Consider the following 15,980-nt stretch of genomic DNA (forward strand, 5'->3'; position numbering starts at 1 on the left):
AAATGACCGTCACCCCAGAAGGCCGCCGGCTCCTGCGACTTGAGGTCCGCAACGCGCAGACCCCGGTCGAACGCAAACCGGCCTGGATGAAGACCCAGCTGCGGACCGGCCCGGAATACCGGGAGCTGGCCGCCCTGGTGCAGCGCAACGACCTGCACACCGTGTGTCAGGAAGCGGGCTGTCCCAACATCTTCGAATGCTGGGAAGCCCGGGAGGCAACCTTCCTGATCGGCGGCGACCAGTGCACCCGGCGCTGCGACTTCTGTCAGATCGCCACCGGCCGCCCCGAGCCGCTGGACCGGGATGAACCGCGGCGCGTGGCCGAATCCGTGGCCGACATGCAGCTGCGCTACGCCACCGTCACCGGGGTGGCGCGCGACGACCTGCCCGACGGCGGCGCCTGGTTGTACGCGGAGACCGTGCGGCAGATCCACGCGGCCTGCCCGGGCACCGGCGTCGAACTGCTCATCCCGGATTTCACCGGCACTCCCGAACAACTCGACGAAGTCTTCGATGCGGCACCGGAAGTGCTCGCGCACAATCTGGAAACCGTGCCGCGTATCTTCCGCCGGATCCGGCCGGGCTTCGACTATGAACGCTCGCTCGCAGTGATCGAGCGGGCCCGCAGTCAAGACCTGATCACCAAGTCGAACCTGATCCTCGGCATGGGGGAGACCACCGAGGAGATCGTGGCTGCCCTGCGGGATCTGCACGCTGCCGGCTGCCAACTGGTCACCATCACCCAGTACCTGCGGCCCACACCGCGGCACCACCCCATCGAACGCTGGGTCACCCCAGATGAATTCACCGAACTCGACGGCATCGCCCGCGAGATCGGTTTCCTCGGAGTGATGTCCGGCCCGCTGGTGCGTTCGTCCTACCGAGCGGGGTGGCTCTACACCCAGGCCCGTACCGCCATCGAACTTTCAAGGAGCGTCTCGTGAGCACAGCAGATATCGTCATCCTCGGCGGCGGCCCTGGCGGGTACGCGGCCGCGATCCGCGCGACCCAGCTCGGCTTGTCGGTCATCTTGATCGACGAGGCCCAGGTCGGCGGAACCTGCCTGCACCGCGGATGCATCCCCACCAAGGCCCTGCTGCATGCGGCCGAGGTCGCCGACAGCGCGCGCACCGCAGCACAATTCGGGGTCAACGCGACCTTCGACAGCATCGACCCGGAGAAGCTGCACGGCTTCAAGAACACCGTGGTGTCACGGCTGCACAAGGGCCTGTCCGGGCTGATCGACGCCCTGGGCATCACCGTCGTCAACGGCCGCGGCCGGCTGACCGGGCCCACCACCGTCGAGGTCGACGGCACCACCATCACCGGCAAATCGATCGTGCTGGCCACCGGATCGGCGCCGAAGCTCCCCGGTCTCATCGCGCCCTCCGAGCGGGTGCTCACCAGCGATCAGGCCCTGGAACTGGAGACCATCCCCGAATCGGCGATCATCCTCGGCGGCGGCGTGATCGGCGTCGAATTCGCCAGTCTCTGGGCTTCGTTCGGCACCAAGGTGACCATCGTCGAAGCACTGCCACGGCTGGTGCCCAACGAGGACGCCGCCATTTCCACCTATCTGGAGCGGCTGTTCCGTCGTCGCCGCATCACCGCCAAGACCGGAGCCCGCGTCACCGCGGTCGCCACCGATCACGGCGACGTGCGAGTGACCCTGGAATCCGGCGACGAGTTGTCCGCTGATGTGCTGCTGGTTGCCGTCGGCCGGGCCCCGCGTACCGCCGATCTCGGGCTCGACGAGGCCGGAGTGACCCTCGACGGTGGGTTCGTGGTGACGGATGACGCGCTGCGTACCAGCGTGCCGAGCGTCTACGCGATCGGCGACATCGTCGGTGGACTCCAGTTGGCGCACAGGGCATTTCAGCAGGGCATCTTCGTCGCCGAGCAGATCGCCGGCCGCAACCCTCAGCCCGTCGCGGACCTCGGTATCCCACGGGTCACGTACTGCAACCCTGAGATCGCCTCGGTGGGGCTCACCGAGGAGGCGGCGCGGGAACGCTACGGCGACGGCGTGGAAACAGTCACCTACGACCTGGCCGGCAACGGGCGCAGCCAGATCCTCAAGGCGTCCGGCGCGATCAAGCTCGTCGTCGATCCGGCCGGTGCGGTTGCGGGCGTACACATGATCGGCCACGGGGTCTCGGAGCTGATCGGCGAGGCCCAGATGCTGTACAACCTGGGCGTCAAGGCCGACGAGGCCGCTCGATTCGTGCACGCCCACCCCACACAGAACGAGGCATTGGGAGAGGCGCTGATGGCTGTGTCCGGCGCGCCGCTTCACCTGCACGGCTGAGGATGCTGACGGCCGTGGCGGCCGGCGGGCGGCGAGTCACATCCGCCCCGGCAGCCACGGCCGTCGAAGCCTTATCCGATCTGCCCGCCTGTTAGCGACAATCCAGCGACAATCGCCAGATGGGCAACATCAGCCTCATCAAACGCATTGTCGCTGACCACTTCTGACGCACCAGCTCCACCGGTCTCGTCAACCTCACCAGTCCAGTGCCCGGCTATCAGCGACTCTGTCGCTAGTAGTCGGGCAACTCGAAATCCGTTGCATACGTGGCTGATGAGGTGTCAGTGGTGTGAGTAGTGAACGCCGACGTGACGGACGGTGCCCACGATAGGTATGGGGCGATTGTCGCTGAAAAGTCGCGCATAGGCGGGCACAACGACACCCCGTTGCTCAGCGGTGACTACTGGGACAAATGTGAATGGCGCGCCGCGACACATTTCGCGCGGCGCGCCATTACACAGGACCTACGCGGCACCGCCGCCACAGGATCTACGCGGCACCGCCGCCACAGGATCTACGCGGCACCGCCGCGGCGGCCCCCGAACTCCTCATCCAAGATCGCCACCAACCGGTCGACCATCCACTCGGTGAGCATCTTGCCCTTGTCGGCGGTGGCCGCCTCGGGAGACGACAGAACACCACTGGCCGTGGACATCCGGGTGTCGATCGGCAGCACATCGTGGTTGACGACCCGCTCAGGTGCGTCGGCCTTGATGTGCTCGGTCCGCACCAGGTGCGGTGCGTGGTGCAGCAGCAGCGAGGTCTCGATGACGGCGGCATGCTCAAGCGCCAGACCGGGGAAGCCTTCGGGCCAGATGGCCTGCTGGCGGTCCACGGTGAAATCGGGGTTGGCGTCCTCCATCACCAGAATCTTCAGTTCCGGGTGCTTCTCGGAGATCAGGAACGCCGGCTCGTAGATGAAGCCGCTGTTCTCGTAATGCCAGTTGTACAGCACGATGTTGCGGAACCCGGCCCGCTTCAGCTCACTGAGGATGTCCTCGAGCAATGCGATGTAGGTGGTGGCGCGCAGCGACAGGGTGCCCGGGATATGTTGTCCGCCACCGCTACCCGGACGGCTGCGGTAGCCGAACGGAACGAACTGCCCGACGACCAGGTCGGTGCGACGGCTGGCCTCCTCCAGCAGCTTCTCGGGGATGAGCCAGTCGGTGCAGACCGGCAGATGGTGGCCGTGCTGTTCGGTCGAGCCGATCGGGATGGCGACCGGGATGTCGGCGCGGGCCGCCTCGGCGATCTCCGACCACGTCATGTCCCGGTACATCCGGGGCTTCTGCTCAGCCATAGTCAAACTCCTTGTAGGTCAGTTGTTGTGGGAGACGCCGATGTTGCCGGCGGGAATGCAGCTCGAGCGTCCGCCGTCGACGACGAGGTGGGTGCCGACGGCGTAGCTGGCGCGGTCGGACAGCAGGAACACCACGGCCTCGGCGATCTCCTGCGGTTCACCGAACCGTCCGACTGCGACGCTGGACTCGATCTCGGCGATCTCGGCCTCGGCGTCGGCGCTGTCCTCGAACTCGACCATGAGCAGCGGAGTGCGGGTGGTGCCGGGACACACGGAGTTGACCCGGATGCCCCAGGACGCCAGTTCCGCCGCGGCACTGCGGGTCATCGCCACGATCGCGCCCTTGGTCGCGGTGTAGGCGACGAAACCGGGCTGGCCCATGAGCGCGAGTTCGGAGCCGGTGTTGACGATGGCGCCGGCGCCCCGGGGCTGCATGACGCGGGCCGCCTCGCGCAGCACGTAGAACGACCCGGCCACGTTGATCGACATCAGATCGTCGAGGGCCTCGTCGGTGGTCTCGACAAGCGGCGCGACGCGGGATATTCCGGCGTTGTTGAGCACGGCGTCGATGGGACCCAACTCGGCCTCGACCCGGTCGAACGCCGCGCGCACCGCGGCCGAATCCCGCACGTCGACGCTGACCGGCAGGGCGCGCCTGCCGTGTCCTTCGACGAGCCGGACGGCCTCGGACAAATCGTCCTGCGGCCGGGCCAGCACCGCCACGTCGGCACCTTCGCGGGCCAGGGTGGCGGCGGTGGCCAGCCCGATGCCTGAGGAGGCTCCGCTCACCAGGGCAATGCGGCCTGTCATCTCACCCATGTGCGTGTCCTTTTCGTCTCGGTCCGTCACAGCTTCTCGGTCGCCCGGATCCACTCGATCTGCTTCTCCAGGCCCTTCTCCAGCGTCCAGGCCGGCACGTAGCCGAGGTCGCGCTCCGACCGGCCCAGATCGAACTGGACCTGGCGGTCCCAGTCGGGCAGGTAGCCCGGGCCGATCTCGAACCGGGCATCGGGCAGGAACTTCTTCAGCAGGTCGGCGGTTTCGAAGACGGTCTTGCGGTCGCCGCCCGAGACGAAGTAGGCCTGCTGGGTCAGGTTGGCGGTGGTGGACGCCAGCCGGGCGGCGGTGGCGACGTCGTCGACGTAGACGAACTGGAACCCGTGATCACCACCGGATTCGAGGGCGAAGGTCTCGCCGCGCAGTCCGGCCCGGATCATGTCGCCGAGCAGGCTGGGCATCCACAGGCCCGGCCCGTACACCTCGGTGATGCGCAGCGACACGATTTCCATGTCGTAGAGCGAGTTGTACGTGCTGCCCAGCAACTCGCCCGCCACCTTGGTCACGCCGTAGACGGTGGTGGGGGCCGGCTTGACGTCTTCGGTGACCGGGCCGGCCTCGGTGATGTTGCCCAGGGCGCACTCCGAGGAGAAGAACACGATGCGACGGACGCCGGTCATCCGGGCTGCTTCGTACACCGCAAGCGTGCCGTCGGCATTGGCGGCGAAGGTGGTGACCGGTAGTTCGATCGAGATCGCCGGATGGCTCTGCCCGGCGGTGTGGATGATGCGGTCCACCTCGTAGGCGCGGAGGGTTTCGGTCAGGCGCGGGATGTCGAACAGTTCGCCAAGCACCGGCACTACTCCGTCGCGGGGGTCGACGGAGTAGTCCCGGTTGTACATGATGACGCGTTCGCCGCCGGCGAGCAGTTGGTCCACCAGGTGACGGCCGACGAAGCCGCGGCCGCCGGTGACGAGTGTGGTCATGGCAATCTTCCTCTATTGGTGGTAATTAGATTGTGCTGCAACATATTTGGTCGGATCAGTTGGTGCTGGTTTGGCCGGCACGCATGTTCAGTGGTCCTGTGTGGACCAGAATGCCCCGCTGCTTGTCCCGCGACAACAGACGTATCGTCATACGTTTAGAGGGTGCCGTGGGTCATACTGTCGTATGTCCTTGACCGTGAGAGACGTGCTGGCGCACCCGTCGTTGCAGTCGGCGAGCCCCGCCGTGCTCAGCGGTGGCGACAACCTCGATCACCCCGTGCGCTGGGTTCATTCCACCGACCTCTACGACATCGCGGGCCTGCTGCGCGGCGATGAAGTGCTGTTGACCAACGGCGTCGGCCTCATCGATGTGGGCGAGGCCGGTCGCCGGCTGTACGTCCGGCGATTGGCCGAGCGAGGCGTGGCCGGGCTGTTCTTCGAGGTCGGAAGGACATTCGCGCAAGTACCGCCGGAGATGGTCGAGGAGGCGCTGCCGCTGGGGTTCACGGTGGTCGAGCTGGCGCCGACCCTTCGGTTCACCGAGGTGGCCGAGGCGGTCAACAGTGAGCTGATCAATCGTTCGGTCTCGCGGTTGCGCTACGCCGACGAGACGTCGCGGGCGCTGTCGGAAGCGCTGGCCCGGGGCGCGACCCTGAATGAACTGATCGATCAGGTCGCCTCGATGCTCGGGACGTCGGCCCGGCTGAGCGACTATGCGGGACGCGTCATGGTCGAGTCCAGTGCCGGCGACGGCGCCGGTGCCGAGCGCTCCGAGGTGCCGGTCATGGTCGACGGAACGGCTTGGGGCCGGCTGTCGGTGGATCCGCAGGGCGTACCCGAACTGCTCTGCGCCGCCGTGCTCGACCGTGCGCCCACGGTGCTGGGGCTGTGCCTGATGCGGGAGCAGACGGGCATCGCGGGCACGCTCCGGGCGCAGCAGCTGGTGCTCGATCAGCTGGTGGCGAATCAACCCGTCGAACACAGCGCGCTGGAATCGCGGCTGCGCGCGGCGGGCATCGCGACGACGGGCCAACGCTACGTATGCGTCGCGATCGACCCGGAGCGCGTCGAATCGGTTGCCTCGGTGGCGGATGCCCTGATGGGTCAGGTCGGCCACGGCATCTTCGGCCTCGTCGACGGTCTGTTGTGCGGCGTGTTGGCCATGCCCGCCGGGGTGCCGTCGACCGAAGTCCTCGATGCCGTGCGCGAGGCCGCGCGCGTTGCCCGACTTCCACGAAACCGTCTGTGCGCCACAGCTAGTCGTGTGGTGGGCGAGATCGACCTGCTGCCCAGGGCCATGGTGGAGGCGCGTGAGACGCTGCGGCTCGGTCAGGGGCTGAGGGAGGCCGGCCCGGTGATCGGCGTGCAGGCACTCGTGCTGGAGCGGCTGTTGGCCCACCACGGTGACGCCGATGCCATGCGCCAATTCGTCGACGACCAGATCGGCGCGCTGGAACGCAGCGACGGAGCCAAGGGGAGCGAGCTGGTCCGCACCCTGGAAGTGCTGATCGCGTGCGCGGGTAGCAAGGCGGAGGCCGCCAAACGCCTGCACATCCGCAGGCAGTCCCTCTACTACCGGCTCGACCAGGTGGCCCGGCTGCTCGAGGTCGACCTCGACGAACCCGGGCAGTTGACCACCCTGGCGGTCGCCATTGCGGCCCGCCGGTTACAGCACATGTCCCGTTGAGGCGGCTGATCAGCCCAAACTGACAGGGCGTTGACAGTGTTTGTGCGCTTGCACAAGGCGGGTCCTGCACTTTGTGCGGATCAATTCTCGCCCTCCAAGGTGTGACGCACGCATCATTATTCGCACAGCAGCCCATCTGACCTGGAGTGCGACGAGTGAACACCCGAGAAATCCATGACGAACCCGACGTCCTGATCGTGGGGGCCGGAGCCTCCGGCGGGGTGGCGGCCCTCGAACTGGCCCGCCACGGACTCAAGGTCGTCTGCCTTGAGCAGGGCGACTGGAACCTGCCCGACGACTTCACCGCCGGCAAGCCGGAGTGGGAGCTCACCCGCCTCAAGCAGTGGAATGCCAGCCCCAACGTGCGGCAGAATTCCGCCGACTATCCGATCGACAGCACTGAGAGCCCCGTCGAACCGTTGATGTTCAACGGTGTGGGCGGCAGCACCATCATGTTCTCCGGACACTGGGTGCGCCCCATGCCGTCAGACTTCCGGGTCAAGACCCTCGACGGCGTCGCCGAGGACTGGCCGTTCACCTACGAGGATCTGCGGCCGTTCTTGGACGAGGTCACCCACCACATCGGGGCGTCCGGACTGGAAGGCGACCCGGCCTATCCGGACCCGCACACCTTCCCGCTGCCCCCGCTGCCGATCGGCAAGTACGGCCTCGTCGCGGCCAAGGGAATGAACAAGCTGGGCTGGCACTGGTGGCCCGCGCCGAACGCCATCGCCTCGCGCAAGTACAAGAACCAGGAAGCCTGCATGCGCTACGGCGCCTGCGAATCCGGCTGCCCCGTCGGCGCCAAGGCCAGTACCGACATCACCCACTGGCGTGACGCGATCAAGCTCGGGGTGCAGCTGGTCACCGGAGCCCGGGTCAGCCGAATCACCACGAACGACCGCGGACTGGCCACCGGTGCCGAGTACATCGACCGCGACGGAATGCTGCAGCATCAGGCCGCGCGGGTGACGGTGGTGGCGGCCAACGGCATCGGCACGCCCCGGCTGCTGCTGAACTCGGCCGAGGGCGGCCTGGCCAATTCGTCGGGCCTGGTCGGCAAGCGGCTGATGACGCACCCCTACGCCTCGGTCTACGGCGCATACGACGAAGACATGGAGACCTGGCTCGGCCCGGCCGGCCAGGCCATTCAGTCCCTGCAGTTCTACGAGACCGACACCGACCGCGGATTCGTGCGCGGTGCGAAGTGGAACCTGATGCCGACCGGTGGCCCGCTGGCCCAGACGTTGTGGGAGCCCGGCGACAACTGGCGCGACGGCTTCGGCGCCAACTTCCATCCGCGGCTGGCGAGCACCTTCGGTCGCTACACCGAATGGGGCATCACCACCGAGGACCTGCCCGACGAATCCAACACCGTGACACTGGATCCCGACGTCACCGACTCCGACGGCATCCCCGCGGCCAAGATCCACTACGAGATCGGCGAGAACTGCCAGCGCATGCTCGAGTTCAACGTCGCGCGGGCCGTCGAGGCACACGAGGCCGCCGGAGCCGTTGACGTGCACCCGGTTCCGGTGGTTCGGCACAGTGCCTGGCACTTGCTGGGCACCACGAAGATGGGCACCGACCCGGCCACCTCCGTCGTCGACGAATGGTGCCGCACACATGACGTCCCGAACCTGTTCATCGTGGACGGCAGCACCATGGTCACGTCGACCGGTATGAATCCCACCGCCACCATCATGGCGGTCGCCCTGCGGTCCATGCGGCATCTGGCCGAGACCCGCTCCAGCATCCCGACTGCATTCTGAGGACCGTCATGCTCAATTCCGAACAGCGCCAGGTGTTTGCCACTCTGGCCGAGACCCTCATCCCCGCAAGCGACACCATGCCGTCGGCCACCACTGCCGAGGTGTCCGGCGCCCTGCTCGACCAGGTCCTGGGTTACCGGCCCGACCTCGTCGGCGCGCTCACCGAGGCGCTGGACTCCAGCGCAGGCAAGGATCCCGAAGCTGCGCTGGACAGCCTGTCCGCCGAGCAGCCGGACCAGTTCGAAGCGCTGACCGTCCTGGCTGCGGGGGCCTACTTCCTCAGCCCGGCAGTGAAAGCTGCCATGCCCTACGACGCCGCACCACGGCCGGCGCGCGACGACATGGACACCTATGTGGACATGCTCGAGAGCGTCGTCGACCGCGGCTTCGCGATCCGCTGATCCGGCCGATACCCACCAGACAAGGACGTGTTTCATGTCGCATGACAGTGCCCCGAGGGTCGAGTATCTGACCATCCAGCCGGTGCCGGAATCGCAGCGCACCGGAAAGGTGCGGCACCTTTTCTCGTTCTGGTTTACGGTCCAGATCATCCCGCTGGCCGTGGTCACGGGCCTGCTGGGGCCGACGATCTTCAAGCTGGACGTGACATCCACGATCATCGCGATCCTACTCGGCAGCGTCGTGGGTGCGGTGTTCATGGCGCTGCACTCGGTCCAGGGGTCGGGCCTCGGTGTGCCGCAGATGATTCAGGCGCGTGCCCAGTTCGGGATGTACGGGTCGCTGCTGGTGATCGTCGTCGTCATTCTTGCGTACGTCGGCTGGATCGTCTCCCTGATGATACTGGCGCAGCAGACCCTGATCGCGGTGTTCCCATCGCTGAATGCCGTTGTGGCGCTTGCCGTCAGCACCGGACTCACCCTGGTCACCGTAGTCGTCGGCTATCAGCTCATCCTCCGGATGAACCGGGTGATGGTCTGGCTCTCGGGTCTCGCCCTGCTGTTCACCCTCGGCTACACCGCAGTCGCCGCGGCGCACGGCGGTGTCGGCGACATCGGTGGCGGCGGCGGTGGCGCCTTCAACTGGACCGGCTTCCTGGGCATGGCATCGGTTGCCGGGATCTGGCAGCTTTCATACGCGCCATATGTCTCGGACTACTCACGCTATCTGCCGTCCTCCACCACCCCCCGTTCCGCGTTCTGGTACACGTACTTCGGCACGCTCCTCGGTGCCGCCGGAGCGATGATCGTCGGTGCGCTCCTCGTTGCGGGCCTTGGCTCCGATGCCCAACTGGCCAGTCTGTCGCGCATCATGCCCGGCCCCCTGTTCGTCTTCGTGATGCTCGTGTTCTTCTTCGGAGCGATCGATGCCGGCGTCATCAACATGTACGGGTCATCGCTGTGCACGCTCACCTGCATCCAGGCCTTCAAGCTGAAGTGGTCGCCGAAGTCCTCGGCCAGGAACATCACCGCGACAGCGATCGCGGTAGTGGTCTTCGTCGCCGCCATCGGATTTTCCGATGACTTCCTCGTCCAGTACTCCAACTTCATCAGCATCCTGATCTATCTGCTGATCCCGTGGAGCATCGTCAACCTGATCGACTACTACGTGGTGAAGAAGGGGCATTACGACCCGGCCTCGTTCAGCGATCCGAAGAGTGGCTACGGTGCCTTCAATGTCCCGGCCGTGCTCAGCTACTTCCTCGGCTTCGTCGTCCAAATCCCGTTCATGTCAACGGCGTTCTATCAGGGCGTGGTTGCCAGCAAGATCGGTGGCATCGATACGGCGTGGATCGTGGGGACGGTTGCGACGTTCTTCATCTACCTCGGTCTGATCAAGCTGTGGCAGGCACGCCAAGTCGAAGAGTTGCAGCCTGCGCTCGCGACCGAGAGCGCACGCTGATCACCGTGACAACCACCACGCAGGCCGATATCCACGAGTTCGAAGAGATTCTCCAACCGATCCCCGAATCGGTCCGCACCAAACGAGTTTCAGGGCAGTTCTGGATCTGGGCCGGTGCCAATATCGCGCCCATCAACTGGGTGCTGGGCGCGCTCGGCATCGGGCTCGGCCTTGGGTTGCGTGACACACTGATCGTCCTGATCGCCGGGAACGTCGTCGGGATGGCGCTGTTCGGCGTGTTCGTGGTGATGGGCCAACAGGCCGGTGTCACGGGGATGGTGTTGTCCCGGGCCGCATTCGGCCGACGTGGCGCCTATGTGCCGGCCGCCATCCAGGCGGCGCTTGCCGTGGGCTGGTGTGCGGTCAACACCTGGATCGTGCTGGATCTGGTGATGGCGCTGCTGGGCCGCCTCGGTTTGGTCGATCCGGACGCGCCGAACATCACGGCCAAGATCCTGGTCGCCGCGGCGGTCATGACCATCCAGGTGACCATCGCCTGGTTCGGCTATCGGACCATCGCCAGGTTCGAGCGGTGGACGGTTCCACCGACCCTGGCGGTGCTGGTGCTGATGTCGGTGGTGGCGTGGGTTCACCTACCGATCGACTCGTCGTACGCCGGGCCCGCCGGCCACGTGCTGCACGGCGGCGAACGCGTCGCAGCCATGTCCGCGGTGATGACGGTGATCGGAATTGGTTGGGGAATCACCTGGTTCGCCTACGCGTGTGACTACTCGCGGTTCGTCAGCACCACGGTGCCGAAGCGTCGGTTGTATCTGGCCAGCGTGCTGGGCCAGTTCATCCCGGTGGTCTGGCTCGGCGTACTGGGGGCGAGTCTGGCGACGACGAATGGTTCGGTCGATCCGGGCAAGCTGATCGTGGAGAATTACGGTGCCTTGGCGATACCGGTGCTGTTCTTGGTGATTCATGGTCCGATCGCGACGAACATCCTCAACATCTACTCGTTCTCCGTATCCGCTCAGGCCCTCGATATCAAGGTGCACCGACGGAAGCTGAACGTGTTCGTCGGTGTGTTGGCTCTGTTTGCCATCGTCTTCTTCATCTTCCAGTCCAGCCTTGCCGCCGTGCTCGACACCTGGCTGGCCTCCATCGTGGCGTGGGTGGCGAGCTGGGCCGGCATCATGCTGGTGCACTACTTCTTCATCGAGAAGGGCCGTCTCGATTCGCAGCGACTGTTCGACCCGATCGGGTCACCGCGGTTGCCCGATGTGAACTGGGTGACGATGGGGTGTTTCGCGGCCGGCATCGTGTCCACCTGGATGTTCATGTACGGGACCACAGGCGTCATGCAGGGCTTCGGAGCCCGCGCGCTGGGCGGACTGGATCTGTCCTGGCTGGCCGGCGGTAGCGTGGCCGCCACGCTGTACGCGGTATTCGGGCCGCAGGCCCATCGCAAGGCCAGGGATGCAGCCCTGGTGGGCAATCCGTAATCGGGTCGGGCTGTTCGGATCTGGCTGATGGCGCTACCCGATGTGTCGTCGAGTCGATACGGTTGGCATGTGAGTATCACGGTGCGCGAATTGCTGGACATGCCGCACCTGCAGCTGCGACTGCATTCCGGCAAGTCCGGACTGGATCGACAGGTGACCTGGACCCACACGTCGGATCTGCCCGAGCCGTGGCAGTGGGTCAGCGCCGGGGAACTGCTCATGACCAACGGCATGTCGTTCCCGGCAGCAGCGGACGACCAGGAGAATCTGCTCGAGGAACTCCATCGCGTGGGGGCCAGCGGACTGGCCATCGGCGAGGACATGTTCTGCCCGCGACTGACCCAGCGGTTCACCCGCGCCAGCGAGCGTCTCGAGTTACCGGTGCTGTGGATTCGTTATCCGATGCCGTTCGTGGCGATCTCGCGCGCCGTCGCCGAGGCCACCCTGCTCGAGCAGTCCCAGCGGCTGATGCAGACGGCACGCATCTATGACGCGCTGCGCCACTCCACCACAGGCGATGCGGGGCGATCACGCATCGCCGACGCCCTGACGAAGGAACTGAAATGCGCGGTGTACGTGTGCGACCGGGTCACCGGAGACGCTTATCACCCTGACGGCCCGCACCCGTCGGACGACGTGAAAGAGACTGTGCGGACGGCGTCGCAGGGCACACTGGCCGCCGGGGCACGATCGGTCCTCACCGACGGCGGGGCCGAGGTTCTGGTCGGGGAGGTGCCCACGCACGACGACGCGGTGCTGGCCGTCATCCGCGAAGGCGGTGCCGCGCTCGACGGTGTGCTGATACAGCACGCCGCGACCGTCGTCGCGCTGGAGTTGTCCCAGACCCACCTCGCGCTCGAACACGCCCGGCGCTCGGGTGCCGAGCTCACCGCGCAGCTCATCGACGGGCGGATGGATCAACGGGTCGGGCGTCGTCAGCTGGTGTCCTCGGGGCTGGACCCGGCGACATCGATGTTCGTCTCGGTCACGTGCGATGACGAACGGCGGTTGCGGGATCTGCACGTGGCGTTGTGGCGCCGCCGGATTCCCCATGTGTCGGCGTTCCGGTCGGGAGTCGCCCATGCCGTGGTACCGGCATCCGATGATGCGGTCGAGGCGATCGCCGCCTCACTCGGGCCGACGGCCAGGGTCGGTGCGGGCCGGGTGATCAAGACCGTGGCCCGTTCGGCCGAATCCGCCCGCGAGGCGACGTGGGCGCTGGGTACCGCGCAGCGGACCGGGGATCCCGTCGTTCGCTACGGCACCGCTACATCGTGGGTGGGCATGGGCGGTGTCGAGGACGCCCGGGCGATGGTGGAACGCTGGCTCGGTCCGGTGATCGAGCATGACGCCCAGCACCGGACCGGCCTGGTCGAGACGCTGGAGGCGTTCCTGGCCAACCAGCGGTCGTGGCAGCGTACGGCGGCCGCGATGAATGTCCATCGGCAGACCGTGCTCTACCGCGTGCACAAGGTCGAGGAGCTCACCGGCGCCCGCTTGTCCGATACCGCGGACATCGCCCAACTCTGGCTGGCTCTGCAGTCCCGCGACCTGCTGGCCGGCGGCAGTGGTCCGGCCGGCGATCGCTAGTGATGCAGAAGGGTGCGCAGCGCGATGGCCTCGGGGTCATTGCCGAAGTGCTCGATGACCTGCACCTGGATTTCGCCGACGACGCCGCCGAGGATTGCGCCGACGGCGATCATGGTCGGTTCGTCGTCCTTGAAGACCGGCCGCAGGATCGACTCGTACTCCTCGTTGGTGAGCTGCCCCATCTTGTCGATGATGGTCTTCTCCAGGTCCAGCGCATGCATGGCGTAGTCCTGGGCCTCGACCATCGTGGTGGGGAGCCGTTCGAGCACCATCTTCACCATGTTGTCCTTGAAGGCGTTGTAGCGCTGCGTGCCGACGGCGAACTTGACCAGCGGGGTCGCGATGCCGGTCTGCGCATCGATGGCTGCTTCGACCTCCTTGCCCACCAGCGCGAACAGCTTGTCGGAGCCCGGGCCGCGTAGCACGCCGTCGAACAGGATCTCGGGTGAGAACAAGTCCTCGGCGAGGATCCGCGCGTAGTCCGCGGTGATCTTGTCGCGCTCGGCGTGCAGCAACCCCTGGAACGGGATGAAGCCGAGGTACTTCGTCGGCCGCACGGGCCGGAACAACATGTTGAGCGCGATGTAGTCACTGATGAGGCCGACGCCGAAGCCGAAGGCCGGCATGATCCACGGATTCTGGAACAGCGCCCACGCGACCATCTGGACCACGCCGATCGCGAGCCCGAAATAGATTCCGCTGCGACGGACGAAGGCCATCGCGTTGTCGCCGAGCCCGCGCATCAGCTTGTTGAGCTTGTCCTTGTTCCGGACCAGCGTCGTGACCGCCAGGTACTGGATGTCGACGAACCGGTTCAGGTCCGACCGCATCTCGTTGAGCATCTTCTCCACGATCTTCGGCGTCTGTTCGTGGACGCGCGCCATGATCGCCTTACGCGCTGCATCAGGCAGCGAATCCCACAGCCCGGGGCGGATCTGCTCGGCGATGTCGCGGGAAATCTCGTCGACTGCCTGGGTCAGCGGCTCGCGCAAGGTGTCGACGGCCTCTCTGGCGTCGACCTTCTCCAGCAGCTCTTCGGGTTTCAGAAGGTTCTGGGTGAGCAGCTCGATGGTCTTGGACCCGACCTTGCCCGCGCGGCGAGGCACGATGCCCTGCCAACCGAACAGGCCGATGCCCTTGAACTCCATCGGCCGGTACAGCATCTCCAGCGCGACGATCTTGGTGCTCCACCCGACGAAGGCGGCGACGAACGGCATGGACAGATAAATCAGCCAATTGACGCCGAAATCTGCCTTGATCTCCTGCCAGGTCTGGATCGCGAGAAATGTCTCGCTGCCGCTCATGCGGTTACGAACCGTCCCGTTGCACCGCGGCCTCCCACAGGCCGCGACCCAGGCCTGACAGCGTGAGGGTCAGCTTGTCCACCCGGGCCGTGAGGGGACCGCGCGACGCACTCTTGATCGCCCGCAACACCATGGGCTCCGCCATGAGCACCTCGTACTCCGCTTTCTGCGACGGATCCTCTGGACCGGTCTCAACCAGCCCCAGTGACAGCAGATGGCCGACGTACTGCGGGACCATGGCGGGCAACGCCACATTGGCGGTGCGACCGATCAGGCAGGCGTTCTCCAGAACGGCCTGCCCCGGGGTCCGGGCCCGGGTCCAGGTATAGACGTTGACCAGCGGCGAAGCCGCGCCCTCCGACAATGCGCCGATGATCCGTGCTTCGTCGGCGACCAACTGGTCGAGCAGGCGGTGGTAGAGCTCGACCTGGCTGCCGGTGGTGCTCTGGTCCAGGGCGCGGTCCAGCAACCGGTCCATCTTGTTGTTGAGCGATTCCGACGTCGGTTCCTCGGGCGTGGCGATCGTCACCGGCCTGGAAGTCGCTGCCGAATCGATGGCCTCCAGCCGGTTCTTCACCAGGGTGGCCAGCTGTTCCTCACCCCAGGCGGCCAGCTTCATGCTGGTCTTCGCGGCATCGAGCGCGCGATCGGCGATTCCGAAGGGGTCGTAGCGCTTCGGCACGAGCGGGCGGGGGTTGCGCGGGGTGCGGATGGCAATGGCGATGTCGCCGACCGGGGTGGCCCATCTGAAAGCCCGGCGCTGGTAGCCGTGCTTCGCAGGCTTGTCCTCGGGCACGTTCGGTTGGGTCGTCGTCATCTCGTCTGACATCGCCGGTCGATCCCCCTCGAGTGGCTGCTTGCGCCCGTGGGGGCGAAGGTCCGCGCCGGATGTCACGACGTTGTCGGGCTGCCGGCGGCATTTGATTATGGGGCACGGTACCCGGTCGG

General features: G+C 66.2%; 13 protein-coding genes. 8 read left to right on the forward strand and 5 right to left on the reverse strand.

Annotated elements, in window-relative coordinates:
- Window positions 1-2 precede the first annotated feature (2 nt).
- Window positions 3-944, forward strand: coding sequence for a lipoyl synthase (gene lipA, locus ACZYZ7_RS09665; protein ID WP_450069366.1), 942 nt, complete (start codon window positions 3-5; stop codon window positions 942-944).
- Complete coding sequence (lpdA, locus tag ACZYZ7_RS09670) at window positions 941-2,308, forward strand: dihydrolipoyl dehydrogenase (RefSeq protein ID WP_135451996.1); 1,368 nt, start codon at window positions 941-943, stop codon at window positions 2,306-2,308. Before lipA ends, lpdA begins: the two co-directional genes overlap by 4 nt.
- Before the next feature lie 514 nt (window positions 2,309-2,822).
- On the opposite strand, the gene ACZYZ7_RS09675 is transcribed toward lpdA, so the two are convergent.
- Genes ACZYZ7_RS09675 through ACZYZ7_RS09685 form a run of 3 tightly spaced genes read right to left on the reverse strand, consistent with a single transcriptional unit; the run spans window position 2,823 to window position 5,371 of the window.
- Window positions 2,823-3,608: a creatininase gene (locus ACZYZ7_RS09675; RefSeq protein WP_450069365.1), complete on the reverse strand. Its 786-nt coding sequence runs from the start codon at window positions 3,606-3,608 to the stop codon at window positions 2,823-2,825.
- Between the two features lie 18 nt (window positions 3,609-3,626).
- Entirely contained in the window at window positions 3,627-4,427 is an 801-nt protein-coding gene (locus tag ACZYZ7_RS09680; RefSeq protein ID WP_286174606.1) for an SDR family NAD(P)-dependent oxidoreductase, read from the reverse strand.
- Between the two features lie 26 nt (window positions 4,428-4,453).
- The gene (locus tag ACZYZ7_RS09685) at window positions 4,454-5,371 is read right to left on the reverse strand and encodes an NAD-dependent epimerase/dehydratase family protein (protein ID WP_463740803.1); all 918 of its coding nucleotides are present in this window, start codon (window positions 5,369-5,371) and stop codon (window positions 4,454-4,456) included.
- 184 nt (window positions 5,372-5,555) lie between these two features.
- Here ACZYZ7_RS09685 and ACZYZ7_RS09690 point away from each other — a divergent pair, with 184 nt between their 5' ends.
- From ACZYZ7_RS09690 to ACZYZ7_RS09715, 6 genes are all read left to right on the forward strand, one after another.
- Window positions 5,556-7,058, forward strand: a complete 1,503-nt coding sequence (locus tag ACZYZ7_RS09690; RefSeq protein ID WP_463740804.1) for a PucR family transcriptional regulator — start codon at window positions 5,556-5,558, stop codon at window positions 7,056-7,058.
- A 146-nt stretch (window positions 7,059-7,204) separates the two neighbouring features.
- Entirely contained in the window at window positions 7,205-8,830 is a 1,626-nt protein-coding gene (locus ACZYZ7_RS09695) for a GMC family oxidoreductase (protein WP_135452004.1), read from the forward strand.
- A gap of 8 nt (window positions 8,831-8,838) precedes the next feature.
- A complete protein-coding gene (locus ACZYZ7_RS09700; RefSeq protein ID WP_450069361.1) occupies window positions 8,839-9,231 on the forward strand; it encodes a hypothetical protein in 393 nt (130 codons plus the stop codon).
- 34 nt (window positions 9,232-9,265) lie between these two features.
- A complete protein-coding gene (locus tag ACZYZ7_RS09705) occupies window positions 9,266-10,690 on the forward strand; it encodes a purine-cytosine permease family protein (RefSeq protein ID WP_450069360.1) in 1,425 nt (474 codons plus the stop codon).
- 5 nt (window positions 10,691-10,695) lie between these two features.
- Complete coding sequence (locus ACZYZ7_RS09710) at window positions 10,696-12,138, forward strand: purine-cytosine permease family protein (RefSeq protein WP_450069359.1); 1,443 nt, start codon at window positions 10,696-10,698, stop codon at window positions 12,136-12,138.
- A 69-nt stretch (window positions 12,139-12,207) separates the two neighbouring features.
- Window positions 12,208-13,728, forward strand: coding sequence for a PucR family transcriptional regulator (locus ACZYZ7_RS09715; protein ID WP_167857700.1), 1,521 nt, complete (start codon window positions 12,208-12,210; stop codon window positions 13,726-13,728).
- On the opposite strand, the gene ACZYZ7_RS09720 is transcribed toward ACZYZ7_RS09715, so the two are convergent.
- On the reverse strand, window positions 13,725-15,032 hold the full coding sequence (locus tag ACZYZ7_RS09720; protein ID WP_450069358.1) for a DUF445 domain-containing protein: 1,308 nt from the start codon (window positions 15,030-15,032) through the stop codon (window positions 13,725-13,727). The two genes, ACZYZ7_RS09715 and ACZYZ7_RS09720, sit on opposite strands and share 4 nt — an antisense overlap.
- Window positions 15,033-15,036: 4 nt before the next feature.
- The gene (locus ACZYZ7_RS09725) at window positions 15,037-15,849 is read right to left on the reverse strand and encodes an Abi-alpha family protein (protein WP_286174609.1); all 813 of its coding nucleotides are present in this window, start codon (window positions 15,847-15,849) and stop codon (window positions 15,037-15,039) included.
- Window positions 15,850-15,980 lie beyond the last annotated feature (131 nt).

The sequence above is a fragment of the Mycobacterium sp. IDUB_17 genome, from assembly GCF_055419465.1.